Annotated in this window: 23 protein-coding genes; 6 read left to right on the plus strand and 17 right to left on the minus strand. The window is 69.9% G+C overall.

Translation table 11 applies throughout. From position 1 onward, the window contains the following. Window positions 1-18 precede the first annotated feature (18 nt). The 8 genes from ACYVLP_RS16545 to ACYVLP_RS16580 all read right to left on the minus strand — a co-directional run bounded on the left by ACYVLP_RS16545 (window position 19) and on the right by ACYVLP_RS16580 (window position 8516). Window positions 19-639: a hypothetical protein gene (locus ACYVLP_RS16545; RefSeq protein ID WP_460628439.1), complete on the minus strand. Its 621-nt coding sequence runs from the start codon at window positions 637-639 to the stop codon at window positions 19-21. Window positions 640-744: 105 nt separating this feature from the next. Further along, the gene (locus tag ACYVLP_RS16550) at window positions 745-1050 is read right to left on the minus strand and encodes a hypothetical protein (protein ID WP_460628440.1); all 306 of its coding nucleotides are present in this window, start codon (window positions 1048-1050) and stop codon (window positions 745-747) included. Continuing rightward, complete coding sequence (locus ACYVLP_RS16555) at window positions 1047-1835, minus strand: hypothetical protein (protein WP_460628441.1); 789 nt, start codon at window positions 1833-1835, stop codon at window positions 1047-1049. The genes ACYVLP_RS16550 and ACYVLP_RS16555 overlap by 4 nt, the downstream gene beginning before the upstream one ends. Continuing rightward, complete coding sequence (locus ACYVLP_RS16560) at window positions 1832-3007, minus strand: glycosyltransferase (protein WP_460628442.1); 1176 nt, start codon at window positions 3005-3007, stop codon at window positions 1832-1834. The genes ACYVLP_RS16555 and ACYVLP_RS16560 overlap by 4 nt, the downstream gene beginning before the upstream one ends. 10 nt (window positions 3008-3017) lie before the next feature. After that, entirely contained in the window at window positions 3018-4037 is a 1020-nt protein-coding gene (locus tag ACYVLP_RS16565) for a glycosyltransferase family 4 protein (protein ID WP_460628443.1), read from the minus strand. After that, entirely contained in the window at window positions 4034-5185 is a 1152-nt protein-coding gene (locus ACYVLP_RS16570) for a glycosyltransferase family 4 protein (RefSeq protein WP_460628444.1), read from the minus strand. The genes ACYVLP_RS16565 and ACYVLP_RS16570 overlap by 4 nt, the downstream gene beginning before the upstream one ends. Continuing rightward, the gene (locus tag ACYVLP_RS16575) at window positions 5182-6513 is read right to left on the minus strand and encodes an O-antigen ligase family protein (RefSeq protein ID WP_460628445.1); all 1332 of its coding nucleotides are present in this window, start codon (window positions 6511-6513) and stop codon (window positions 5182-5184) included. The genes ACYVLP_RS16570 and ACYVLP_RS16575 overlap by 4 nt, the downstream gene beginning before the upstream one ends. Beyond that, window positions 6510-8516 carry a glycosyltransferase gene (locus ACYVLP_RS16580; RefSeq protein WP_460628446.1) on the minus strand — a complete coding sequence of 669 codons (2007 nt, stop codon included), beginning with the start codon at window positions 8514-8516 and terminating at the stop codon, window positions 6510-6512. The genes ACYVLP_RS16575 and ACYVLP_RS16580 overlap by 4 nt, the downstream gene beginning before the upstream one ends. A gap of 60 nt (window positions 8517-8576) precedes the next feature. On the opposite strand from ACYVLP_RS16580, the gene ACYVLP_RS16585 reads away from it, so the two are divergent. Then, complete coding sequence (locus tag ACYVLP_RS16585) at window positions 8577-10028, plus strand: tyrosine-protein kinase domain-containing protein (protein WP_460628677.1); 1452 nt, start codon at window positions 8577-8579, stop codon at window positions 10026-10028. A 13-nt stretch (window positions 10029-10041) separates the two neighbouring features. Here the strand turns inward: ACYVLP_RS16585 and ACYVLP_RS16590 are convergent, their stop codons facing one another. Then, window positions 10042-10326 carry a PqqD family peptide modification chaperone gene (locus ACYVLP_RS16590; protein ID WP_460628447.1) on the minus strand — a complete coding sequence of 95 codons (285 nt, stop codon included), beginning with the start codon at window positions 10324-10326 and terminating at the stop codon, window positions 10042-10044. Continuing rightward, window positions 10323-11228 (minus strand): nucleotidyltransferase family protein, encoded by a 906-nt coding sequence (locus tag ACYVLP_RS16595; protein WP_460628448.1) that lies wholly within the window; start codon window positions 11226-11228, stop codon window positions 10323-10325. Before ACYVLP_RS16595 ends, ACYVLP_RS16590 begins: the two co-directional genes overlap by 4 nt. Window positions 11229-11361: 133 nt before the next feature. Between ACYVLP_RS16595 and ACYVLP_RS16600 the strand changes: the two genes are divergently transcribed. Then, entirely contained in the window at window positions 11362-11967 is a 606-nt protein-coding gene (locus ACYVLP_RS16600) for a phosphatase PAP2 family protein (protein ID WP_460628449.1), read from the plus strand. Here the strand turns inward: ACYVLP_RS16600 and ACYVLP_RS16605 are convergent. Continuing rightward, window positions 11953-13011 (minus strand): glycosyltransferase family 4 protein, encoded by a 1059-nt coding sequence (locus ACYVLP_RS16605; protein WP_460628450.1) that lies wholly within the window; start codon window positions 13009-13011, stop codon window positions 11953-11955. The two genes, ACYVLP_RS16600 and ACYVLP_RS16605, sit on opposite strands and share 15 nt — an antisense overlap. Window positions 13012-13065: 54 nt before the next feature. On the opposite strand from ACYVLP_RS16605, the gene ACYVLP_RS16610 reads away from it, so the two are divergent. Further along, window positions 13066-14256 (plus strand): glycosyltransferase family 4 protein, encoded by a 1191-nt coding sequence (locus ACYVLP_RS16610; protein ID WP_460628451.1) that lies wholly within the window; start codon window positions 13066-13068, stop codon window positions 14254-14256. Here ACYVLP_RS16610 and ACYVLP_RS16615 read toward each other — a convergent pair. Both ACYVLP_RS16615 and ACYVLP_RS16620 read right to left on the minus strand, forming a co-directional pair. Next, complete coding sequence (locus ACYVLP_RS16615; protein ID WP_460628452.1) at window positions 14216-15811, minus strand: lipopolysaccharide biosynthesis protein; 1596 nt, start codon at window positions 15809-15811, stop codon at window positions 14216-14218. The two genes, ACYVLP_RS16610 and ACYVLP_RS16615, sit on opposite strands and share 41 nt — an antisense overlap. Window positions 15812-15959: 148 nt before the next feature. Beyond that, window positions 15960-16928: a glycosyltransferase family 2 protein gene (locus ACYVLP_RS16620; RefSeq protein WP_460628453.1), complete on the minus strand. Its 969-nt coding sequence runs from the start codon at window positions 16926-16928 to the stop codon at window positions 15960-15962. Window positions 16929-17027: 99 nt separating this feature from the next. Between ACYVLP_RS16620 and ACYVLP_RS16625 the strand changes: the two genes are divergently transcribed. Both ACYVLP_RS16625 and ACYVLP_RS16630 read left to right on the plus strand, forming a co-directional pair. Continuing rightward, the gene (locus ACYVLP_RS16625) at window positions 17028-18221 is read left to right on the plus strand and encodes a glycosyltransferase (protein WP_460628454.1); all 1194 of its coding nucleotides are present in this window, start codon (window positions 17028-17030) and stop codon (window positions 18219-18221) included. A 115-nt stretch (window positions 18222-18336) separates the two neighbouring features. Then, entirely contained in the window at window positions 18337-19446 is a 1110-nt protein-coding gene (locus ACYVLP_RS16630) for a glycosyltransferase (protein ID WP_460628455.1), read from the plus strand. Between the two features lie 25 nt (window positions 19447-19471). Here the strand turns inward: ACYVLP_RS16630 and ACYVLP_RS16635 are convergent, their stop codons facing one another. Then, entirely contained in the window at window positions 19472-20059 is a 588-nt protein-coding gene (locus tag ACYVLP_RS16635) for a hypothetical protein (RefSeq protein ID WP_460628456.1), read from the minus strand. Window positions 20060-20112: 53 nt separating this feature from the next. Here ACYVLP_RS16635 and ACYVLP_RS16640 point away from each other — a divergent pair, with 53 nt between their 5' ends. Then, window positions 20113-21201 carry an LCP family protein gene (locus ACYVLP_RS16640; RefSeq protein WP_460628457.1) on the plus strand — a complete coding sequence of 363 codons (1089 nt, stop codon included), beginning with the start codon at window positions 20113-20115 and terminating at the stop codon, window positions 21199-21201. 9 nt (window positions 21202-21210) lie between these two features. On the opposite strand, the gene ACYVLP_RS16645 is transcribed toward ACYVLP_RS16640, so the two are convergent. The 3 genes from ACYVLP_RS16645 to ACYVLP_RS16655 all read right to left on the minus strand — a co-directional run bounded on the left by ACYVLP_RS16645 (window position 21211) and on the right by ACYVLP_RS16655 (window position 23657). Continuing rightward, window positions 21211-22155 carry a hypothetical protein gene (locus ACYVLP_RS16645; protein WP_460628458.1) on the minus strand — a complete coding sequence of 315 codons (945 nt, stop codon included), beginning with the start codon at window positions 22153-22155 and terminating at the stop codon, window positions 21211-21213. 216 nt (window positions 22156-22371) lie between these two features. Next, window positions 22372-23049 carry an arsenate reductase/protein-tyrosine-phosphatase family protein gene (locus tag ACYVLP_RS16650; RefSeq protein WP_460628459.1) on the minus strand — a complete coding sequence of 226 codons (678 nt, stop codon included), beginning with the start codon at window positions 23047-23049 and terminating at the stop codon, window positions 22372-22374. Further along, complete coding sequence (locus ACYVLP_RS16655; RefSeq protein ID WP_460628460.1) at window positions 23046-23657, minus strand: dTDP-4-dehydrorhamnose 3,5-epimerase family protein; 612 nt, start codon at window positions 23655-23657, stop codon at window positions 23046-23048. The genes ACYVLP_RS16650 and ACYVLP_RS16655 overlap by 4 nt, the downstream gene beginning before the upstream one ends. Window positions 23658-23660: the final 3 nt, after the last annotated feature.

The following is a 23660-nucleotide window of genomic DNA, read 5'->3' on the forward strand; positions in this document are numbered from 1 at the left end:
CTCGCTGATTGCTGAAGATCAGGGAAGCGGGAAGATCTCGTCGGCCGGGATCGGGCAGGACCCGCCGCCGCCTTCCTGGGTGGGCGGCGTGGTGCCGAGCAGCGTCGTGGCGGTCTGCGTACCGCTCGGGCTACCGCAGTTCACGGTGTTGTTGCAGTCGAAGACCCGGTAGCTGACGGTCACCACGGAGTTGGCGCTCGTCCCGGTGATGTTCGCCGACGTGTAGACGAAGACGCGCTGGCCGGTCACACCGTCCGGCGTGCAGAAGACGTGGTCCGGGTTGGTGCCGGCACAGTTGCTGCACGTGCACGACAGGTTTCCGCCAACGACCTTGATCTTGAAGGTGCCGACGTCCGCGATCCCCTGCACGGTGATGTTGGTGATCTCCGTGATGGCGTCGCGTGGGTTGGGGCCCAGCACGTTGTTCGCCACCATCTCAAAGACGAAGCCCTTGAAGGTGCTCGAAGAGTTACCGGGGAGCTTGCAGGCCCGACCGGTGAAGCTCAGCAGTCCCTCGGAAGCGGCAACGGTGGGTGCAGCACCAGCGACGACCACCGCCGGAACCGCCCACGCTGCCCCCTTGACAACCGAGCGCCGGCTCGGAGACGTCGACGACTCGACGCCATGGTTGTTCGACATGTATAAATCCCCCACTCGATGATTACCCCGAGACGCGGTGCCAACATACCGGATACGGGCGCCCTGCATAGCCCGTTCGTGTCATTTGTGGACGAACGACAGAGGTCACGATTCGGCCACGACAACGTGCTCGTCGGAAAGTGCGTGGACAGCCTCCCACACCGCCTGCTGCGGGTCCACACCGACGGGCCGGCCGAGCCGGTCGACAAGCGCTCGGACGAGCGCGTCGAGTCTGATCGGGTGCCCATCCGCACCATCGAGCACATCGAGCAGCGCCGAGCCCAGCGGTGAGAGCACGGCGACCCGATGACCTTGGCTCGTCGCGACCAGGACGGCGCTGCCGTCATCGGTGTCCAGCCGGTCCACGACATCGGCCAACCGGACGAAGACCTCGCCCTGTGTCTTGTTCATGCGGCCCCCAGCAAGAGCGCAGCGACGACTGGCTCGAGGTCCTCCGCGTCGTGGTAGCGCAGAATGCGCAAACCCCCCACTCGCTCGACGAGATCGGCGAGGACACGCAACGGGCGGTCCAGGGCTGCGAGTGAAGAGGTCTCCGGAGCCAGGGCCACCAGGGCTTCGAGCAGGTCGACCCGCTCGACGCGGACCGGCTCACCGCGATCCAGGTCGCGCCGCAGCACGACCAGGGCTGCGAGCCAGGGGTCGACCCTGGGCAGCTCAAGTCCGAGCTCGTCGGGAGGGATCTCATCCTTGTGCATGAACGCGTCCGGACGACGAACCGACAGCGGCTTGGCGTAGGGGACCACCGAGCCGTCGGGCTTGACCCCCACGGTCTCGTCGGTGAGGTAGCCGCGCCCCGGTCCGAGCGTGCGCACCACCGTCGTCTTGCCCGTGCCACCTGGCGCAACGACGGCGATAGTTGCACCAGTCTCCTGGTCGCACAGGGCGCCGGCGTGGAACATCAGCAAAGAGCCCGTCCGAGCACGGATGGCAGCCGCCGTGACCTGCTGAGTCAGGCCCGGCATGGCCCGGGCCAGCGCGTCCTCCGTGTCGTCGTCCGGCGCCGCGGCCGTGACCGTCGCGACAATCTCACCGGACCCGCCGTTGCTCTGCGCGAGGCATAGTCCCCAGCTCCGCTCGACCGCCGCATGCATCTCACGGCTCGGCACGAGAATCCGCACGGTCACGCCGAGAGCCTGGACATCGACGGCCAGGTCAGCGGCACGCTCCTTGGTCATGCCCTCTTCCCCACCGTTGTCAGGCGAGCGATGACCGTGGCCATCTGCTCAACTCGATGGCTCCAGTCGATCGCTCCGAGCGGCCGATGCTTGTCCGTGCGAACGGCCGCACTCGAGGCCCTGCCGGTCGGCTCGGCGCCGGCCTCCGTCGGCACGGCGAGCGCGTTCAACACCGCTGCGACGAAATAGTCGTCGGGCGCCACGACGACATGCGGGTCGCCGGTATCTCGAAAGCCGGCCACCGGGGACGCGACCACGGGACGGTTGGAGGCGGCATACTCGTACGCCTTGATCGGGTCGAGGCTGTCAGTGAACGGCGTGACGACGTGGGGAACCACGAGCACGTCAGCGCGCTGTAGATAGGCGGGCACGGCGTCACTGGGGCGTGCGCCGAGCAGGATCACCCCTGCCTCCACCAACCGCGCACGCTCCGCCGGCTGCAGCGCGTCCGGGCCGAGCATCACCAGGTGCCCAGGGCCGGTCAAGGCCTCGGCGACCATGACGCACAGCTCGATGTCGAGCCTGTCCGAGTGCAGCGTGCCGGCGTAGAGCGCGACAGCGCCGGCGGGAAGGTCGGCTGGACGCTCGTGCTCGATCAGGTACGCCGCCGTGTCCACGCCGTTGGGGATGAGGGTCACGGGCCGGGTCGCTCCCTTGGTCTCTGCGAGCCGGGGCGAACACACGACCACCTCGTTGCAGCGCGAGAGCAGCACCGCTTCTTGCGCCATGACTCGCTCGATAGCGACCGTGGGTCGCTCGGCCGCGGTCCAGTCATCGGTGATGTCGTAGAGCGAGGGCCACGAGGTCGCCGATACGAGCAGCGCCCCGGTCGGGTCGTTGACCCACAACACCGGGTCGACGAAGTCGAGCTTGCGGGTCGCCCTCAGCACCTGCCTGGCCCAGCGCTCGTCGACCCGGGCGTCGACTCGCCGGGGTAGCCACTTTGTCGGTTCGAGAAGCCAGAGCCGCCCAGCCGGTATGCCGCTCTGCCCGGACTCGGGACGAAGTCCCCGCCCACGTCGGGACTCACCTCCGCCGAGCGCAGCATGCAGCGGGTCCGTTGCGGGCTCGACGAACAGCACCCGCAGGTCGGGGTCGCGGCGCAGCAGTCCAGCGACGAGATGCTGGTTGCGCCGCCAGACGGTGTCCCACGCTTCTAGCGAGGTGACCACGAGGTCCACCTCAGACCACCGCTTCGTAGACCAGGGCAGTCTGCGCCGCCTGGTGTTCCGGCGTGAACCCCGCGCGCTGGATCTCCTGAAGCGCTGCGCCGTAGGCGTCGCGTCGCGCCGGGTCATTCGCGAGGCCGACGAGCAGGCCGGCCGCCGCGTCCACATCGCCCGGAGGATGTAGCGCAGCACCGCTGACGATGCCCGCCGTCTCCAGGTGGCCGCCCGCGGCGACCGCGACGACCGGCAGCGCCGTGGCCATGGCCTCGAGCACGGTCAGCCCGAGACCCTCGACGCGGCACGGCGCGAGCAGGACCGCGCTACGCGACATCAGGGCGACGACGTCGTCGCGATGTCCGAGGAAGAGGGTCGCGGCCGACAGGCCGAGCTCGCCCACGAGCTTCTCGAGCCGCTCCCGCTCGCCGCCGTCGCCCGCCACGTCGAGCCTCCAACCGGCGCCGGCGAGCCCGGAAGCCGCGAAGGCACGGATGGCAAGGTCGGTCTCCTTCTCGGGCTCGAGCCGCTGTGCGAGCAGGACGACGTTCTCGCGATCGCCCGCGACCGGGGTGCCGGCGAAGATGTCGACGCCAGGGTGAACGACGACACTGTCGCCCGCGATGCTGTCGGCAACCCATCGGCTGATGGCCAGCTGCCTGGACACCTGGGTGGCCGCTGCTGCCCCGACAAGCGCGGACACCGGGTTGCTGCCGCGGGTTCGAGCAAAATGACGCGTCACGACGAGAGGCGTGTGACCGCCGAGGAGCCCTGTGGCACAGGCGATCTCAGCAGCAGTCATGTGCGCATGGACGACATCGGCGCCGCGCGCGACCTGATGGACAGCTCGCAGCACCCCCGTGACGGTCGTGGCGTCGATGGTGCGAACGCCGTGACCGATGGCGGCTCGCATGCGCTCCTGATGACCGCCGATCACGATGACCTGATCACCCCGTGCGAGCTGCGCCCGCGCGAGGCGGGCTACGTGGCTCTCCACTCCCGCAAAGGCGTCAGACCGCACCGCGTGAACGATCCTCACGACGCCACCCCGCCGAGGTCAGCTGCCGGATGGTCGCGCAGTGCTGCGAGAACCTCGAGATAGCGACGGGCAACGGCCGACCACGAGTGCTCCTCGGCGCTGCTGCGCGCGGCAGCACGCATCGGCCCTGCGTCGCTTGCGAGCACCCGTCGGAGACCCTCGGCCAGCAGGTTCGGCGACGGCGTGACGATCGCACCGTTGACGCCGTCCTCGATGACGTCAGGCACGCAGCCCGTCGGGCTCGCGACGACTGGCACGCCGCATGCCAAGGCCTCGAGGACGACGAGGCCATACGACTCGTAGGCACTGGGCATCGCGAGCACGTCGGCGGCGTGCAGCCACTGCCTCGGGTCCGGCTGCGCCCCGGCGAAGTGGAGGCGCCGGCCGAGCGCGAGCGCCGGTGGCGACGAGGACTCGGCGGCGATCATGTCCGGGGTGCCTCCGACGACGAAGAGGTGGGTGTCCGACGCCAGTGTCGCAACGGCCTCGACCAGCGCGGGCAGCCCCTTGCGCCCGAACTCGTTGCCGATGAAGAGCACGACGCGCTCGTCGCGTCCCAGGCCAAGCCGCTCGCGCGCTGCATCACGCTCGGTCGGACTGGCCGGCCGGAATCTCTCGATATCGACGCCGTTGCCGATGACGACCGTGGGGATGCGCAGACCTGGGTAGGTCTGGCGCAAGATGCGTTCCTCGTCGGACACGAGGTTGACCACGAGACGATGGATGCCGGGGTGTCCGTAACGCCATCGGTCCCGGACGCTCGTGAATGCATGGACGGGGTTGCGCATCATCCGCAGCCAGTAGTGGCCGCGGGCGCGCATGGCCGCCTGCACTATCCCGTGGTTGACGTACACGTCGCCTGCCAGCGCGTCGTTGTGGCAGATCGACAGATGGTCCGGGTGTGCTCGAAGGAACCGTCGAGCACGGCGCGTCCCGATGGTGGAGAACCATACGACGCGAGCCAAGAGGGCCAGGCGCCCAGAGACACCTCCGCGGGCCATGGGCAGCCACGCTCCGCCGGCATCCTCGATGGTGAACCTCCGCACGTCGATCCCTGCACGGCTCCATTCCTGCTCGAGATGGTGCGCCACGGCGCCCACCCCCGTGCCCGGCCCGATCTCAGGGGTGATCTGGACGATCGTGGTCATGCGCTGCCCGCGACAATACTGGTCGGCTTCGGAGCTGGGCGCTCCGCCTCTCGGTCGGCGTAGGCCTTGGCGCCCAAACAGATCCCGAGCACGACGAAGGGCACCGAGCCCTGGACCGCCGACCAGAACAGGTCGAACTGTCCCTGTACAAGACGGTTGATGAGCACGGCCACCGCCACCGATCCATAGACCGGGTCGAGCTTCCACGCCACGCGGAGCGCGACGAGCATCATCGCCACGAAGGCGGCAAGACCGACGATTCCAGCGGACGTCAACACCTCGATCTCGGCGTTGGGCGGCTGGAACTGCACGGCGAACCGGTCGGTGTACCACCAGCGCAGCCCGACGCCGAACCATGGGTCGGTGCTCCACACGTCCATGGAGTCCTGGAACCAGGTGATCCTCTGGAAGACCGAGTTGAACTGGTTGCCCGACTGGACCTGGTCCTGCACCAGGTTGGTGACGAAGATGACGAGCGGCGCAGCAAGCAGCAGCACGAGCTTGGAGCGCCGCCGCTCGGAACGGGACCTCAGCACGAGCACGAACACCGCCGCCACGAGCCCGATGACCGCCTGACGTGACTGCGTGAGCAGCAGTGCAGCCACCATGACGCCCGTCAGGACGAACGAGAGTCGTTTCGACAGTCCTACCCAGTCGGGCCTCGCGTAGGTGATGGTCGCCCCGATCGCGCAGAGCGTGCCCACGAAGTTCTTGTGCATCCCGTAGGGGAAGCTGACGTAGACCGGGCCGTAGTAGCCCTTGGCGAGCCACTGCACGCCCTCCACGATGGTGATCACGGACAGGACCGTGATGGTGAAGATGATCAGGCGCATCCCGATACGCCCATGTCCGTTGGCGCCGACCGCCCAGCCGACGAGCAGGGCCCCGGACACCGTCATCCACGCGTGCAGCCACTCCACCGCGTTCGCGGTGTACGGGTTGTTGACGACCGTGATGAGCGTGGCGAACTGGTACGCCGCGGACGCCCAGAGCACGGCACGCACCCCGGGTAGGAACGGTCGTCGCGCGAGGAGCACTGCCGGGACCGTCGCCGCAGCGAGCACGAAGTCGGAGACGGACAGGTCGACATTGCCGCTGCCGACGCGCATGACCACGAACAGCATGGGCAGGATGGCGAGCGGGATGAGGCCCGGCTGCACCGCAGTGACGCCGATGGCCAACACAGCGATGGCGATGACGACCGCCGCGTCTGGGGCCATGCCGGCGAACCAACCGACCGCAACGACGAGCAAGAGCGCGCCCGTGATGAGGACCAGTCGGGCGAAGCTGCCACCCCACTTCCCCCGCACGACCGTCGTAGCGCTCACGAGGCCTCCTCGATCCGGCGAGCCTCGAGCGAGTCCGCAGGCCGCTCCTCGGCTCGCGCCGGGCCGGTCAGGTAGAGGTGCATCCGCACCCGGGCCGCGCGACGGCGCTCGTCGCGAAGCACCAGCGCGCGCGTAGCGGAGCCAACGATCTGCCCCGCTCGTGCGACCTGCCAGCCCGTCGCGCCGTAGTGCTTTCGTAGGTAGATCTCCTGCGCTGCGTGGAAGTGGCGCTCACGCCGGCTGGGATCGGTGCTGGTCGCGGCGCCGACGTGAGTGGCGCGTGCGTCCGGCACGAGCGCGTGGCGCCAGCCGAGCCGGCTCGCGCGGTAGGCCCAGTCGGTCTCCTCGGCATACAGGAAGAACCGCTCGTCGTCGAACCCGCCCACCTGGTCGAGCGCCTCGCGTCGGAGCAGCAGGACCGAGCCGATGACATAACGTCCCCGACGTCGCCCGCCGAAGCCCACTGCGTCGACCCACGTAGCGCCTGGCGAGGGGTAAGGCCACTCGACGCGAGACTCCTTGCCGTCGGCGTCCACCTGCACCGGGCCGACGCTCGCCAGATCCGCTTCGGCGTCCAGGGCTGCGTGCAGTCGGTCGACATCTGCCGCCTCGACGACCGCATCAGGGTTCACGAGGAGGACGTCAGCCGTCGGGTCGGAGTCACGCAGCCCGATGTTGACGCCCGCTGCGAAGCCCCGATTGCGACCTGCGTCGACATAGCGGGCTCCGGCCTGCTGTGCCACGACGCGCACCTGCGGAGATGAGGAGTTGTCCACGACCGTGACCGACCTGCCACGCAACGGTGCGAGAGCCCGGGCGAGCAGCTCCGGCTGACCGTAGGCAACGATGACGACCTGAAGAGGCCTCGCTGCCAGCGCGTCGCGTTGCGGGGTGTGGATGGCTGACTGCAGCAGCCGTTCGTGCTCGACCGCGACATGCTCCCATGACGAGGCGCCGGCTCGAGCCAGGCCCGCGTCGCGCAGTCGGCGTGCGACCTCCAGGTCGGTGCCCACCTCCAACAGTGCCTTGGCAAGGTCGGAAGCGCTGCCCTCGGGGACCACCACCGCCGCGTCGCCGACCACCTGCGGCAGCGCGCCACTGTCGCTCACCACGACGGGTGTGCCGCACGCCATCGCCTCCAGCGCGACCCGGCCGAACTGCTCGACCCAGGTGGTGGTCGTCAGCGAAGGCACGGCCAGCACGTCGACCGAGCGGTAGAAGTCAGCAAGCTGATCCGCGCCCAGCGCGCCGAGCAGCTCAACTCGGTCGGCGACGCCGAGAGACGCGGCTCGCGCCCGCACGGTTGAGCGCTCGGGGCCGTCGCCGGCGATGCGGGCGTGCAGAGACGCCTCGAGGGCGAGAGCCTCCAGCAGGACATCGACTCCCTTTGCCTCGTCCAGCCGGCCGGCAAACCCGACGAGGACGTCGGTGGTCGCCCGGCTGGCGCGGCGTGGGGAGGCTTCCGCGCTCGGCTTGAACACTGTCAGGTCGGTGCCGAGGTCGATCGTCCGTGCGCGCCCAGGGAAGCCCTTGCGTTCGACGATCCGGCCCGCGGCGACATTGCACACGTTGACCCCGGCAGCATTGCGAAGGGCCCACCGCTCCAACCATCTGAACGGGACGGGGTAGGACTTGTCGATGTTCTGCGCGGAGTAGAGGACGTACGGCGCGCGCTGACCACGTAGGCGCCTCAGCAGCAGCACCTCCGCGGCCGCCAGCGAGAACGGCTCCTCGTGAATGTCGATGACGTCGACTTCCTGGCCGAGCGCGCTCCAGAGCGGCCTCGGGTCGTAGAGGAACAGCGCAGGGTGCCGCCCGACCGTCCGGACCGGCGTGACCTCCTCCGACCTGCGCGCTGCCAGACGAACGAGCCTGCCGCCCTCGACCCACGCAGCGGCCGAAAGCAGGCTGACTCGGTGGCCGCGGTCGCGCAGCACCCGTTCGCGCTCGCGCCACGCGTCCACGACAGCGCTGTGGGACACCCGCAGTGCCCACATCAGCATTCCTCCTGCCCGTGCTCGCCGCCGCGGATGTCTCAGTCGCGGCACAACCACTTGGATGATATGGGAGGATGCTGCCACGTACTGTCGAGTTGGGCCGGGGGCAAGGTGACATTCCGGGAGTTCCTCAGCGTTCTGGGAGCACGTTGGCGGATCATCGCGGTGAGCCTTCTCGCGGTGATCGCTGCCACGGCCGTCCAGACGATGCTGACGCCTGCCACCTACTCGGCCAGCGCCAAGATCTACCTGCGAGCTACTCAGCCGCCCAAGCCGAGCAACGGCAACCAGGTGACCACATTCGCCGTCTCGGCGAGCGACCTTGCGACGTACGTCGAGATCCTCACGGCGCCCCCGATCACGGATCCGCTGCGTCAGCGGCTCGGCCTCCCCCCGGGCACGCCACTGGGCCTCTCGGGCGTCGTGTCGCCAACGACCAACATGCTCACGATCACGAGCACCGGTGGGGATCCGAAGCTGGTAGCCGACATCGCCAACGAGGCAGGCCCGGTGCTCGCCGATGCCGCCAAGACCTTTTCGCCGCTGCTCGCCAACAACGGGCAGGCTGTCGAGTCGCAGGCGATCGCCCCCGCCGCCGTGCCTGACGAACCAACCTCTCCGAATGCCAAGCGGAACCTCGCGCTCGGAGCCCTGCTCGGTCTGGCGCTGGGGATCGGACTGGCGCTGCTGCGCCACTCACTCGACACCAAGGTGCGCACGGAGGAGGACATCAAGGCACTGTCGCCACGGCCGATCCTCGGCGATATCCCACTTGTGAAGGCGGCCAAGGATGGCCTCCTGTCGATCGAGACGGACCCGCACGGCAGGCACGCCGAGTCGATCCGCAGGTTGCGCACCAACATCCTGTTCGTCGACGTGACGACGGGCGGCCACTCCTTCGTGGTCACCTCGTCGGTCCCAGGCGAGGGCAAGACCACCACGACGATCAACCTCGCCCTGGCGATGGCGGATGCGGGCTCCAAGGTGCTGCTCATCGACGGCGACCTGCGCAACCCGTCCGTGGCGCGCACGATGGGCCTCGATGGATCGTTCGGCCTCACCACACTGCTCCTGGGCCATGCCGAGCCCGACGACGTGATCCAGCGCTGGCGGCAGACCACGCTGCACGTGCTGCCGGCAGGCCCGGTGCCTCCAAACCCGAGCGAGCTGTTGGGGTCTGAGCCGATGGAACAGCTGTTCGGCAAGCTTTCGCACGAGTTCGACTTCATCCTCGTCGACAGCCCACCCGTCGTGCCCGTCATCGATGCGGTGCTGATCAACAAGCTGACGCACGGCCTCATCATGGTCGTTGGGGCAGAGCGCACCAGGAAGAAGGACCTCACGAGCGCGGTGCACTCGCTCGAGACGGTAGAGGCACCGATTGCCGGGTTTGCCATCAACATGGTCTCCGCAGCGGGCTCGACGGCCTACCGCTACGGGTACTACGGCTACAACCGGGACGCCAACGTCAAGCTGAGCCGTCGTGAGCGTCGTGAGCATCGCAAGCGGCGAGCGTGAGATAGCGCCCGCGTCAGTTGGGGTGCCCTGCCGTTCGCTCGATGATGCCGCGCTCCTCGAGATCTGACACGAGACGCCGTACGTCGCCGGCCACGCGCTCCTCAGTCTCGTCGAACGCGGCGGCCACACGGCGCACCCATCCGCTAGCCAGACCCGTCGTCGCCTCGGTCCAGATCGTCGCTGCAGGCCCCTCGAGAACAAGCAGCGGCCCGTCCGGAAGCCGGACCACATAGACCGGGTCACCCTCTTCCGCGACGACAACCCCGACGTCGTCCGAGGGCCGGAACGCGGGGCTCATCCGCGCCCTCCTCCGCGCTGCGCCCGTCGCCGGGCCACCTGCTCACGCACACCGCGGACCGGACGATCGAAGAACTCGGCGACGACCTCGCGCTTCGTGACCGGACGTCCCCGCACGATCGTGAGGTGCTCGACGTTGACGAGGACCGAACGCCCGACGACGGATGCCTTGGCCCGGAAACCGCGGGCCGCGCGCATCCTGGCCCGCCACTCGTCGAGGCGGGTGCCACCGCGCGCCGCGACCCTCCAGAGGTCGTATGCCGGATCGTCGGAATGCTCGTCCAGCCGGCCCGTGATCACCGAGAAGGCGAGTCCAGCATCGAGCCGGTCGACCCAGCCGAGTATCTCGGACCGCAGGCCCTCGTCCGCCGTGGTCCAGACCCTCTCCACATCACGCGCGGCTCGCCCGTCGTGCTCCCTGGCCCTCGCGGCATGCAGCAGGAGCAGCAGGGCATGGGCGCTTCGAGACGGGACCGTGCAGCGGACACCGCCCAGACGAGCCTCTGCCCGGTCGGCCCACAGCTCGGCGAACGCAAGGTCAGGCGTCGGGCCGGTTCCGGGGAAGAGTCGGTGGAGGTCCAGCAGCCCGAACAGCTCGTGGCGCAGTGTGGCCGAGTGCTCGAACGACGAGCCGTACGCGAACGTGTTGATCAGAACCCATCCGTGACGCTGAAGCTCATTGAGGAGCGGCCGCACGTGCGCAGGCCTGACGAGCACATCAGCATCGGAGTAACCGCGCTGCCCGACGAGCTCCGCGTCGAGGGCCGCACCCTTGACGTGGAGCACATCGACCCGGCAGTCGTTGGCCACCCACTGCACCACGGCGTGTGCGAAGCCGATCCGCACATCGAGAGGCACCGGCGGCTCGGCGGTCGGGACGCCGGCCGCCCCCTGAGCTGCCATCGAGCGAACCCCCATAGACTGCGGGCGGACTGGTCGATCGCACCATAACAGTGAGTTGGTCGGCCGACGCAGTGTCGCCAAAGGCGCCCAGGCGTCCGCCGGGACACAAATCTGTAACCGGGGGTGGTTGGGGGTGCGACGTGAGCGTGTGATGTGGGCGGTAACCGCCGTCGTTTCGGCGTTGCTGTTCGTCGCGATCGGGTGGTGGTGCGGTCGGACTGACTCGGGTCGTCAGGTCGACGACACCCTCACGAACGTCGTCCTCACGATCTTCCCTGACTTCCTGCGCCGGGCGCTCGACCAGTTCGCACGCCCTTTGGTCATCGTGATACTGGCCCCGATCGCGCTGGTCCTTGCGCTCCTCGGGGTCGCGCGGCGTGCGTGGGTCCGCGTCCTCACGGCCACCTTCATCGCCGTGCTGGCCCCCTTCCTCTCGCTGCAGCTGTCAGTTCAGGCCCTCCTGCACCTGCCGGACGACGCCTACCCGTCCGACCACGCCACGGTGGCGTTCGCGCTGCTGGTCTCGGTGGTAGTGCTGTGGCCGGCGCCAGTCGGACAGCGTGGCCTGGTTGTCGCCAGCGCGGTCGCCCTCGCGACAGGCATCGGCAATGTCAGCTGGTATGCCCACCACGTCAGCGACGTCCTCGGAAGCGCCCTCCTCGTCACTGTGGTGTCGGCGCTCGCCCTGACGGTGGCGGGGCACGCGGCGACGAACGTCAGGCTGTCAGATCGCGACTGAGCGCCACACCCGTGCGTGCCCCAGAGCAGTCGCTTCCCAGGTGAAGGCTCGCGACCGAGCCTGGCCACGAGCGGCCATGCGCACTACCTCGGCCGACCCGGACAGGACGTCGACCACGGCATCGGCTATGGCCCGCGCAGTCGGATCCACCAGCAGTCCGCCGTCGCCGACGACCTCGGGCAGCGAGGACCGGTTGGACGCAACCACAGGCACACCAGCAGCCATCCCCTCGAGGGCCGGAAGACCGAACCCCTCGTCAAGCGAGGGCACCACGACGGCGGACGCGGCGGCATACAGCCTCGGCAGCAGGTCGTCGGGAACCCTTCCGACCAAGCGGACCCTAGGCAGCGCCGCGAACAGCTCGGAACGTCGTGGGTGGGGCGGCCCGGCGAGAACCAGCGTCGTGTCGGGCATGGCCGCATGGATGACAGGCCAGGCCTCTGCCAGCGCCCTCAGGTTCTTTCGCTCGGACGCGCCGCCGGCCGTCAGGACGAAGCGACCTGTCACCCCGAACGACGCCAGAGCCGCGCGATCGAGTGGCTCCGCGTCGAAGTAGCGGGCCTCCACACCGTTGGGAACAACATGCGGCGCCGCGATGCCCAGCAGGTCTACTGCCTCGCCCGCCGTGAACGCAGAAACGCAGACGACTGCAGCGGCACGCCGCAGCTCCTCAACAGCCGCTGGAACCGGGTCGGCCTCGTCGGCATACCTCCAGGCGACGACGTCGTGGAGCGTCACGACCTCAACGGGCGCGGGTGGCAGCTCCAGGTTCATCCGGTGGACCAGGCCCGACCGCGCGTAGAGCACCCGCCCCAGTGCGGCCCGGCCGGAGGCGCCCGCCCGCCCAACCCACCCCATGGGAAGCCTCGTCGTGCCGGGCAGCGTGGACCGGAGCGACCGCGCGACCGAGCGCCGAACCTGCCAGTCCTCACCCCGCGCCGACTCGCGAAGAGCCCATGCCGCCCGAGACGCGACGTGCTCCTGGTAGGCCTGGGCACCCATGGGGACGGCGGTGGCGATGGTGGCGATGGTGAGGCGAGGCACGCTCGCATCGTAGGGTGAGTGCCACCCGCACGACCGACCCTTGAAAGGTGGTTCGTGGCCCGCCGCGTCGCCCTCGTCACGTCGTCCTATCACCCCTATCACGGCGGGGTGGAGTCGCACGTCCGCCATGTGGCCCGGGAGCTCGTGGCGTTGGGCCATGAGGTCGAGGTATGGACCGTCGACCGCGGAGACAACCTCGGCACCCAGACCGTGGACGGGATCGCCGTGCGGAACCTTCCCACCCCCCTGCCAGCCCGCTCAGTCGGGTCGCTCAGGCGCTTCGCCCTGGCGGGCCCGCGCGCCTGGCGGGCATGGCGTCGGGCAGCGAGATCATTCCGTCCCGACGTGCTTCACGTGCAGTGCTACGGCCCCAACGGCATATACGGCGCTGCCCTGGCACGACGTGCCCGGCTCCCCCTTGTCGTCTCATCCCATGGCGAGACCTTCGCCGACGCACATGGAGCCTTCGACGAGTCCGCACTGCTGCGGCACGGGCTTCGCATCAGCATGGCGTGGGCGGCAGCGGTAACCGGTTGCTCGCACCTGGTGACCGAAGACCTGAAACGACGCTTCGGGGCCAAGGCGGCCGTCGTCGTGCCGAACGGCGTCGACCGTAGCGCGGCGCAAGGTCGGGCCGGGCACCGCGAGCGCAGCCTCGTCCTCGGTGTCGGCCGCCTCGAGCACAACAAGGGCTTCGACCTGCTCGTAGACGCCGCCGCTGGACTTCCTCCTGACATCTCCGTCGCTATCGCCGGCGACGGAACCCAGCGGACCCCGCTCGAGCTGCAGATCGGGCGAGCGGGCCTGTCGGGACGTGTCCGCCTGCTCGGAGCCCTGGAGCCTGAGGACGTCGCGGACTGGATGTCCCGTGCGACGGTGGTCGTCGTTCCAAGCCGGGTGGAGGCGTTCGGCATCGTCGTTCTGGAGGCCTGGCAGGCTGGGGCGCCCGTCGTCGGCACAGCGTTGGGCGGCCCCGCCGACCTCATCACCGATGGCGTCGACGGGCTGGTGGTCGACCCCCGCGACACCGAGGCTCTGGCCTCGGCGGTCAAGGAGGTGCTGGCCGACCCCGCGGCAGCGGCACGCCTTGCCGCGGCGGGCGCGTCGACCGTCCTGGGCTACACGTGGCGCTCGGTTGCCGAGGCCTACGAGACAATCTACGAGGCGACCTCCGCGAGAAGGAAACGTGGCCGCGGGGCGGCGCTCAGTGCGAGTCGCGTCCCTCGTGTGCCGTACGGGCCGTGAGCAGCTGCACCGCAAAGGTCGCCTGGCGCTGCACACGTGCGGGCACGGCACGCTGCACTGCCGCGGCATCGTCCCTGGCCAGCCCGGTGCGACAGATCCGCACCAGCGCCACGTAGAGCGCCGCGCCGACCACGGCTGCGCCGATCGCCCGGGCTATGGGTGGGCCGGGGGCCTGGGCCCCGGTGACATACAGCGCCACTGCGAGGGCCGATCCGAGGAAGGCGGGCAGCGCGTCGCCCATCGCCGTCCCGACGGGAATCTCGAGGGCCTGCAGCTCGCGGGTCGCCAGGATCATGAGGCTTGTCAGCACGCCCGCAGCGTTGGCGATGACTGCGCCCCAGACCCCCAGCGTCGGGATCAGGGCGACGGCCAGCCCCAGGTCCACGACGAGCGCCGTCGCGTTTGCGACCAGGATGGATCTGCCGGAGAGTCGGGCCGAGACGAAGGCGAAGACGGGGCCACCGACCGTCGCTATGCCTGCGGAGACCCCGAGCGCCAACACCACGGGCGAGGCGTCAGCGAACTCGGCCCCGTAAAGGACCGGAACCAGCAGGGCCAGGGGCGCGAGGGCGGCCGCCTCGACGCCGCCGACTATCGTCGACCCGGCTCGGATGACCCTGCGGAAGGCCGGACGGATCGCGCCCTCGTCAACTTCGCGCAGCCCGGAGATGGCCGGGATGAGCGGCCCGACGATGGCCTGAGCCGGGGCGAACGCGTGGACGGCGAGACCGAAGGCGAGGGCGTAGATGCCCAGCTCGGCGGGAGTTGCGAGCCAGTTCATGACGAACACCTCGCTGCGCGAAGACACGAGGCCACCGATGACGCCCGCGATGCCCATCGGGATGGCGAACCGCCAGAAGCCGTCGGGCATGCGTCGGGGGAAGACGGGCCGGAGCACCGCCCAGCGATACTCCGGGGATATCCGGAACATGCACAGCAACACCGCGGTGCCGCCGACGATGAGCCGGGTCGCCCAGACCGCGTCGGGCGTTCGGACCGTGAGTGCGACCACCAGCACGGCGGCCTGCGTGGCGATAGTGGTGACAAGCGCGATCTTTGCACCGTCGGCTGTCTTGTTCTCGATGCCAAGACAGGCCGCGGCGCCGTCGAGGGTGGACGGAATGACGACGCCGAAGAGGATCGCCAGGGCCATGGCCCCAGCGGGCACGTCGGCGCTGAACAGAACCACCCCGGTGAGCACGGGCATGACGAAGATCAGCCGGAAGCCTTGCCACTGTGAGAGCAGCCGGGCCACGTCGGCTCGACGCCCTGCCGCGTGCGCCTTGGCGCCGAACTGGATCACGGCGGTGGCTACGCCGGTGGTGAGCAGGCTGGAGACGAACTCCATCAGGGCCGTGAGGAGTGCAAGCCGGCCGTAGTCGGCGGCGCCGAGGACTCGGGCAACCACGAGGTTGACGGCGAACGCGATGGGGATCGCAATCAGGGTGTGGATGGCGGTCCAGGCAGCCCCACGAACCGCGTGCTGCTGCAGGTTGCCCGCGCTCATCGCCGACGGGTCGTCGCCCACCTCGCGTGCGGCCGCGGGGTCGATCACAGACCGATCGGTCAACGCGTCTATGGCTGACTCCTCGTCCAGGACCTCGCTATGGTCCCGAACGTCGCGGTCCTCCGCGTCCTCACGCCCGAGGGCGGCGTCGGACTGGTCCGCCGCGTCAGGAGTGTCGGGCCCAGCGGGCACGGGATCAGCGGGTTGTGCGACGGTCGGCGATACGCGTCCGAGCCGCAGCGGTGGTGCCGACCGCGAGGCCGCCCAGCACGGCCGACGCGTGGAGGGCCCGGCCACCGACCGACCTGACCCGCTGCGCGGGCGTCCGGTCGCGGTCGACGAGTGCCCTCGCCCCGTCGGCGACGTTCCCGCCGACGCCGCGCAGAGCCGTCGCGTAGTAACGGCGCAGGATGGGCGCGCCGAGGCCGAAGGCGTGAGAAAGCAGCACGACGTGGTTGCGGTAGCCGTAGTAGGTGTAGCGGACGTCGAACCGGCGTCCCTTCGTGTAGGGCGCGGCGACGTGCTCTACGAGTGCAGTCGGGGTGTAGACGATGCGGTGGCCGGCCCGACCGAGGCGCAGCATGATGTCGCTCTCCTCGCGCAGGCAGGTCCCCGGGTAGTAGTCGAGAATGCCTCCGATGCTCTCGAGCGCCGAACGACGCACCGACATGTTGGCACCGAGGACGTGGTCGACGTCCAGGTCATGGCCGGTGTCCGCGGCGAAGTTGCCGGTCAGGGTGCCGTCCGGGAGCAGCTGCCCGACCTCATCGAGCCCCTCATGCTCCTCGCCGGGACGTCCGTTGCTGGCACGCCCACCCACAGCCCCAACGGACGAGTCGGCATACGGAAGGACGAGGTTCTCGAGCCAGTCGGGCTCTGCATAGGCGTCATCGTCGATGAACGCGACGAGCTCGGACCCTGTCTCGGCGACACCGATGGCGCGCGAGGTGGCGAGTGTGCCGGGCCCTGCGTCGTTGCGCACGTACCGCACACCCGGGAAATCGGCGACGACGTCGGCCGTGAGCCGGTGCGGAGATGAGTCGACCACGACGATCTCAGTCGGTGTGAGCGTCTGACGGGTCAGGTGATCGAGGCAGATCCGCACGTTGTCCGGGCGGTTGAAGGTCGCGACGACGACGTCGACCGACGGGCTGGAGCCGGGCATGTGCGGCAGTATCGCATCTACGGGTAGGTTGCCGACGCATAGCCAAAACTCGACACCCGATTCGACGCGGGCGGCCCCGGGGGCGCTAGCCTCGGCGCCGTGAAGGGGGCAGGGTCACGGACGGGGTCGAGCACGCAGGATCGCGCGCTGCGCGTCGCCGTGCTCGACCACACGGCTGAGCTCGGCGGCGCTGAGCTCGCTCTCGTGCGCCTGCTCGGCTGCCTCGACCCCCAACGGGTCGTGCCTGTCGTCGTCCTCTTCGCGCACGGCGACCTGGAAGAGCGCCTGCTCGCTGACGGACATCGGGTCGTCGTCGTGCCTCTCGACCCCGGGCTGCGCGCGACGGGTCGCCACGCGGTGCCCGGCATACGTAGTGCCCTGCGCGCTACCGGCTTCGTCCGCGAGCTCGTGAAGACCCTCCGTCGGCTGGACGTCGACGTGGTGTACACCACGTCCCTCAAGGCCGACCTCGCTGGCGCCGTCGCGGCGCGCCTCGTGCGGCGTCCCCTCGTGTGGCACGTGCACGACCGGATCGAGCGCGACTACCTACCTGCCAGCAATGTCCGGCTGTTCCGCCGGTTGGCACGCCACGCACCGCAGGCCGTCGTCGCCAACTCTGCAGCGACGGCGCGGACCCTGCCAGGCGCGCGACGTCTCAGCGTTGTCCACCCGGGCCTCGCCACAGAGCAGGTGGCGCCTGGGCCCAGGCAGTGCCAGCCGTCGAATCCTCCGACCGTCGGGATGCTCGGTCGGATCAGCCCCACGAAGGGCCAGCTGGAGTTCGTGCGGGCCGCGCGTCGGGTCGCCGACCACCGCCCGGACGTCCGCTTCCGGATCGTGGGAGCCGCGTCCTTCGACCTGGGCGACTACGAGGCGGCAGTCCGGTCGGAGGTGCGCCGACTCGACCTCGCCGACCGCGTCGAGCTCGTGGGTTTCGTGGCCGACCCCCGTGTCGAGCTCGACCGGATGACCGTCTGTGTCCACTCCGCCCTCGTCCCGGAGCCGTTCGGTCAAGTCGTCACCGAGGCGATGGCCCGTGGTGTCCCCGTGATCGCGACCCGCGGCGGTGGGGTCGACGAGATCGTGCGAACCGACCCGGGCGACGACACAGGCCTTCTCGTCCCGCCGGGCGACGACGCCGCCCTGGCAGAGAGTGTCCTCGCGGTCCTCGAGCACCCCGAGGCCGCGTTGGCCAGAGCCGAACGCGCCTATGCGGACGTGTCTCGCCGGTTCCTCGCCGCAGATGGTGCCGAGGCGCTGACGAGGGTGTGGCTGGACGCCGCGCGCAGCTGACTCAGAGCGCGTCGACAGCGGCCTCCGTATGCTGTCTGCTCGGCGGACGCGGCCCGGCAGACGGGGCGCGACGTGGGAGGCCCGGTCTGCGGGCCGCAGTCAGGTGAGGAGCCGCATGACCCGACGTCCACGTGTGGCGATCGCACACGACTACCTGACCCAGCGGGGTGGCGCGGAGCGCGTCGTGCTGGCGATGCACCGCGCCTTCCCTGACGCGCCGATCCACACGACGCTCTTCGACCCGGAGGGCACGTATCCGGAGTTCGGTGACGCCCGCATCCTCACGTCGCCGATCAACCGGATCGCGCTGTTGCGCCGCGACCACCGGGCCGCGTTGCCCCTGCTGCCGTATGCCGTGTCGCGCCTTCGCGTCGACGCCGACGTCGTCATCGCGTCGAGCTCCGGGTGGGCCCACGGCGTGCCGACCAGCGGCCGCAAGCTCGTCTACTGCCACGCCCCCGCGCGGTGGCTCTACCAGACCGACGCTTACCTCGGCGGCCCGGCGTCCGAGACGACCCGGGGCAAGGCCCTGCTGGCCCTGAGCGGTTGGCTCCGGCGGTGGGACCGCCGGGCGGCCGAGTCCGCCGACCGATACGTCGCGAACTCGACGGTGGTCCGCGACCGGATCGAGGCGGCATACGGGATCGCAGCGGACGTGCTGCCCGCCCCGTACGGCATCGACCCGCTCGGCGAGCAGACCACCGTCGGGGCCCTGGCCGACTGGGCGGACGGCTACCTGCTGCTGGTGTCACGGCTGTTGCCGTACAAGAACGTCGACGTCGCCATGGCAGCCGTGCGGGACCTGCCCGAGCGGCTCGTCATCGTCGGGTCCGGGCCGCTCGAGGCGCGGCTGCGGGCCGAGGCGCCCGAGAACGTCCGCATCGTCACCGGGCTCAGCGACGCGCAGCTGCGCTGGACGTACGCCCGCGCGCTTGCCCTCGTGGCGCCGAGCCTGGAGGACTACGGGCTGACCCCACTGGAGGCGGCGGCGTTCGGCGTGCCGACCGTGGCCCTGCGCGCCGGCGGGTACCTCGACACGGTCGACGAGGCGGTCAACGGACAGTTCTTCGAGACACCCACCGCGCAGGACCTGCGGGCGGCGGTCGTCGCCGCGCGCAGCCGAACGTTCGACACCGACGCCGTCAGGGCGCACGCGGAGCACTTCTCCGAGCCCGTCTTCCACCAGCGGCTCCGCGGCCACGTGGAGCAGGTTCTCGCCGACTGACCGCCGGTCAACGAGTCGTCGGGCTTCAGCTGATCGAGTGGATCGCGAGCACCCACGCGACGACGGGGGCGCCGATGACGAGGATGATCGCCAGGACGCGGTATGCCGCAGCGTGGACGTAGACCTTGGCCAGCACTGCGGCGAGGATCCCCACCGCGAAGACGCCGAGGGAGTACGTCGCGAAGGTCGCACTCAGCTCCACGATCTCGGGCGACTTGGTGACGTTCGCGATGGTCGCTGCCTTGCCGGCCGGTCCCCACGGTGCGGGCAGCGGCGCCTGAGCCAGCAGCAGGACGGCGAGGGCGAGCACGTCGGTCTTGACGTAGGAACGCTGCAGGGTCGCGGCCTCCCGGCGGCTGGGGATCGACGACACCACCGTCTGCCTCGGGGGCGTCAGGGCTCGCGGGAGGGTCAGCAGGATGCCGGGGAGGCCGACCAGCACGGCGAGCAGGGCCGCGTACAGCTTCGGCCGGTTGTCGGAGGCGAACGCGAACACGCTGACGATCGGCTCGGTCGCCCGGGTCAGCAGCCACACGTACCCGACGAAGAGGACGACGGCGCCGATGGTGAGGGGTACGTCGGTGCGCAACCGTCGTCGTCCACCTCGAGCCATGGCGGAAAGTGTAAGCAGCAGTGCGAAGTGCTCCCGCCACCTACACTTGCGCCGTGGACAGCACCCGTGAGGTCGAGAACGACCTGTTCGAGCCCGGCCTCGATGGTGTCGACGGAGGATCCGGCGACGGACCTGGGGACGACGGCCCAGGCGACGCCGAGGAATCCGGCTCGCGCCGGGAGCGCAAGCGCAACCGCAAGGTCCTCATCGCTGCGCTCGTGCTGCTGCTCGTTCCGGTCCTCGCGGTGGGCGGCTACCTCGTCTGGCTTAACCAGATCGTGACGAACAACGTCCGCCAGGAGCTGCTCCTGCCCGACGGTCCTGCCGCAGCGGCACCCACCGACTCGTCCGGCAAGACGATCGACATCCCGCAGGGCACCGGGACCAACTACCTCATCATCGGCAACGACGCGGGCCCCGACCGCGTCGGGGCGCGCTCCGACGTCATGGTGCTCGTGCATGTCCCGGACGACCACCGCGACGTCACCCTGATCCACTTCCCGCGCGACCTCTACGTCTCGATCCCTGGGCACGGAAAGAACAAGCTCAATGCCGCCTACGCGTTCGGCGGCGGGCCGCTGCTCGTCACGACGATGCAGAACCTCCTCGGCATCCGGATCGACCACGTCGCCATGCTCGGCTTCGAGGGTTTCAAGAAGATGACCGACGCCGTCGGTGGCGTCGACGTCAACGTCGAGGAGTCGTCGAAGGGGGACGGCAAGGTTTTCACCAAGGGCATCCAGCACATGGACGGCGACACGGCGCTCGTCTTCGTCCGGCAGCGCTACATGCTCAGCGAGGGTGACATCTCCCGTGGCCGCCGCCAGCTGGCCTTCGTCAAGGCGCTGATGCTGAAGACCCTGACCAAGGACGTGCTGACCAACCCGCTCAAGCTGAAGGACTTCATCGACGCCGCGACGAGCAACCTCACCATCGACCAGCGGCTCGATGTCGGCCAGATGCGGTCGGAGGCGTTCGCGATGCGTGGTCTGCGCGGCGATGACATCCACTTCATCACCGCGCCGTTCACCGGCTTCGGGACGACCGCAGCGGGCGCCTCGATCGACATCGTGGACACGGTGAAGATGGGCCAGCTCGGCGACGCGATCCGCAACGACCAGCTGGAGTCGTACCAGCAGTAGCAGTCGCCGTCAGGCCTTCTGCCAGGTGCGCAGCCCGCCGTCGGCGGTCCACGTCTCGCCGCCGTTGAGGATCCATCCGGCGTCGGCGGAGACCCACAGCCCGACGTCGCCCTTCTTGGGGGTGGCGGTCCGGACGCAGGTCACGACGGTCGCGTTGCGTCCCTTGACCACCTTGACGACCTGTAGGCCGTCACAGGCGCTGACGACGCGCACGGCATACGTCGTGAGCACGTCGCCGTCGAGGAAGTTGCTGAGCGCGACGGCCCCTGGCGCGGAGCCGGAGTCGGACCAGGTCGTGCCGCCGTCGGTGGTGACCTTGACGTCGCCGGACGCGCAGAGCGCCTCCGCCTGGGTGGATGACGTGCGCGACAGGTCGACCACGGCCTCGGTGTCGCACGGCTTGGCGTGCTCGTCCCGGGGGGCGAGCACCTCGGTCGGGGCGTCCAGCTGACGCGCCCAGCCGTTGGAGACGTTGGTCGGTGCCTGCCAGCTGTCGCCGGCGTCCGCGGTGGTGAACTGCTTCAGGTTGCAGTCGGCGCCGGCGCCGATGAGGAAGGCGCGCTTGCTGTCGAGGACCTGGACCCGAGACACGGCGCGCGCCGGCGGTTTGAGCGTGTTCCAGGTCTTGCCGGAGTCGGTGGTCAGCTCCACGGCCGAGCCGCCCGAGCTGCACGTGCCGCTCTTGACCCGCCAGGCCGTCTGCCCGTCGAGGGCGGACACCAGCAGGCCGACGGGGACTGCGCCCGCGGCAGCGGTGCCCGTCGTCGCTGAGGCCGTGCTGGTCCCCGTCCCAGTGGGCGAGGTGCCGCTTCCCGTGACCGTCGTCGGCGTCGAGACAGGGATCGTGGACGGCGGCTCGCTCGGAGCCCGGTTGGGCCGCAGCGCCAGAGCGACGAGCCCGACGTCGACCGCGAGGAAGGCCACGAGGCCGATGGTCGCCACCCGGTTCTTCATGCCGTTCTACCCCTCAACACGTGCATCTTTCGCTGGTCCGGGTGACATCGTACGAGGCGAACCCGGCTCCCGAGACACGCTGCCCGAACTGTCGGGAGCGCCCGCCCGGGCAGCGCAGGCCCTGAGCCCCGGCAGTCGGCCCCGCGGTCACCCCGGGCCGACACCTCGGGCGGACACCTCGGGCGGACACCTCGGGCCGACACCTCGGGCCGGGCGTCAGCGCGCCGGCGGGCGCAGCGCGGTCGCAACGACGAGCAGGTACGTCTCGACCTCGTGGGTCATCAGGGCGTAGGCCTCCGCGCCCTGGCCATAGGGGTCGGTGATGTCGGACTCCCCCGCCGGAAGCGCCGGCGACTGCCCACGCTGCTGCCGTGCCGCCTCGGCCACCGTGGCGGCCCAGGGCTCAGCCCCGTCCGGCGCGAGCTCGGCGGTGCGCAGCAGGTCGGCGAGCTCTCCGAGACTGAACGTCCTGCGCAGGGTGCGGGGGTTGAGCGAGACCACGTCCCGGCGGTGCCGCTGGGTGGCCGTGATGACCAGGTCGGCGTCGTCGAGCATCGCGTGGGTCAGCTGACGGGAGACGAAGCCGGAGCCATCCGCGCCGACCGACTCGAGCGCCTCGTGCGACCCCTCTTGCATGTCCTGTCCCACCAGGGCCCGAGTCCCGGCACTCTCGATGAGCACATCGGTGTCGGCGAGCAGCTGCGCGAGGCGACGCTCGATGTACGGCGAGCGGCATACGTTGCCGGTGCAGACGACCATGATGCGTCCGACCCGCGATGTAGCCGGGGCGGCCGGCGTCGCCGAGGTCCCCGAGGTCTCCGAGGTCTCCGAAGTCGCCGGGGCGAACGCCGTCGCCGGGGTCTCTGGTGCGGCGGGACCGCTGGGCTCGCTCATGAGCCGGCGCGGCCGGCCAGCGACCGCTGGTAGTCGGTGCAGACGTCGAAGTCGGGCAGGATCCCGGCGTCGCGCGCGCCGCTCAGCGTCGGCGCTGAGGCGTCCTTGGGTGACAGCAGCGGCGTGATGCCGTCGGGCAGGGCCAGCCCGATCTCTGGGTCGAGCGGGTTGATGCCCCGCTCCGCCGAGGGGTTGTAGGTCGCCGAGCACAGGTAGTAGGCGGTCGTGCCGTCCTCCAGCGAGCAGAAGGCGTGGCCGAGCCCCTCCCCGAGGTAGACCGCGCGCCGGTCGACGGTGTCGAGCAGCACCGAGTCCCAGGTCCCGAAGGTCGGTGAGCCGACTCGGAGGTCGACGATGTAGTCGACGAGGGACCCGGACACAGCGGTGACGTACTTCGCCTGTCCCGCAGGGACATCCGCAAAGTGGATGCCACGCACCGTCCCCCGCGCCGACACCGACACGTTGGTCTGCTGCACCTCCAGCGGATGCCCGATGACCTCGGCGAGCCGGTCGCTGCGGAACGCTTCGAGGAACACCCCGCGCTCGTCGGGGAACTGGGTCGGGGTGATCTCCCAGGCGCCCGCGATGGCGAGCGGTCGGATCTGCATGTG

The sequence above is a fragment of the Intrasporangium mesophilum genome, from assembly GCF_054783095.1.

What these genes read in the sequence shown, in the direction of transcription:
- ACYVLP_RS16545 (WP_460628439.1), bottom strand. Translation starts at nt 639, where the DNA reads ATGTCGAACAACCATGGCGTCGAGTCGTCGACGTCTCCGAGCCGGCGC.
- ACYVLP_RS16550 (WP_460628440.1), bottom strand. Translation starts at nt 1,050, where the DNA reads ATGAACAAGACACAGGGCGAGGTCTTCGTCCGGTTGGCCGATGTCGTG.
- ACYVLP_RS16555 (WP_460628441.1), bottom strand. Translation starts at nt 1,835, where the DNA reads ATGACCAAGGAGCGTGCCGCTGACCTGGCCGTCGATGTCCAGGCTCTC.
- ACYVLP_RS16570 (WP_460628444.1), bottom strand. Translation starts at nt 5,185, where the DNA reads ATGACCACGATCGTCCAGATCACCCCTGAGATCGGGCCGGGCACGGGG.
- ACYVLP_RS16580 (WP_460628446.1), bottom strand. Translation starts at nt 8,516, where the DNA reads ATGCTGATGTGGGCACTGCGGGTGTCCCACAGCGCTGTCGTGGACGCG.
- ACYVLP_RS16585 (WP_460628677.1), top strand. Translation starts at nt 8,577, where the DNA reads ATGGGAGGATGCTGCCACGTACTGTCGAGTTGGGCCGGGGGCAAGGTG.
- ACYVLP_RS16590 (WP_460628447.1), bottom strand. Translation starts at nt 10,326, where the DNA reads ATGAGCCCCGCGTTCCGGCCCTCGGACGACGTCGGGGTTGTCGTCGCG.
- ACYVLP_RS16595 (WP_460628448.1), bottom strand. Translation starts at nt 11,228, where the DNA reads ATGGCAGCTCAGGGGGCGGCCGGCGTCCCGACCGCCGAGCCGCCGGTG.
- ACYVLP_RS16620 (WP_460628453.1), bottom strand. Translation starts at nt 16,928, where the DNA reads ATGCCCGGCTCCAGCCCGTCGGTCGACGTCGTCGTCGCGACCTTCAAC.
- ACYVLP_RS16630 (WP_460628455.1), top strand. Translation starts at nt 18,337, where the DNA reads ATGACCCGACGTCCACGTGTGGCGATCGCACACGACTACCTGACCCAG.
- ACYVLP_RS16635 (WP_460628456.1), bottom strand. Translation starts at nt 20,059, where the DNA reads ATGGCTCGAGGTGGACGACGACGGTTGCGCACCGACGTACCCCTCACC.
- ACYVLP_RS16645 (WP_460628458.1), bottom strand. Translation starts at nt 22,155, where the DNA reads ATGAAGAACCGGGTGGCGACCATCGGCCTCGTGGCCTTCCTCGCGGTC.
- ACYVLP_RS16650 (WP_460628459.1), bottom strand. Translation starts at nt 23,049, where the DNA reads ATGAGCGAGCCCAGCGGTCCCGCCGCACCAGAGACCCCGGCGACGGCG.
- ACYVLP_RS16655 (WP_460628460.1), bottom strand. Translation starts at nt 23,657, where the DNA reads ATGCAGATCCGACCGCTCGCCATCGCGGGCGCCTGGGAGATCACCCCG.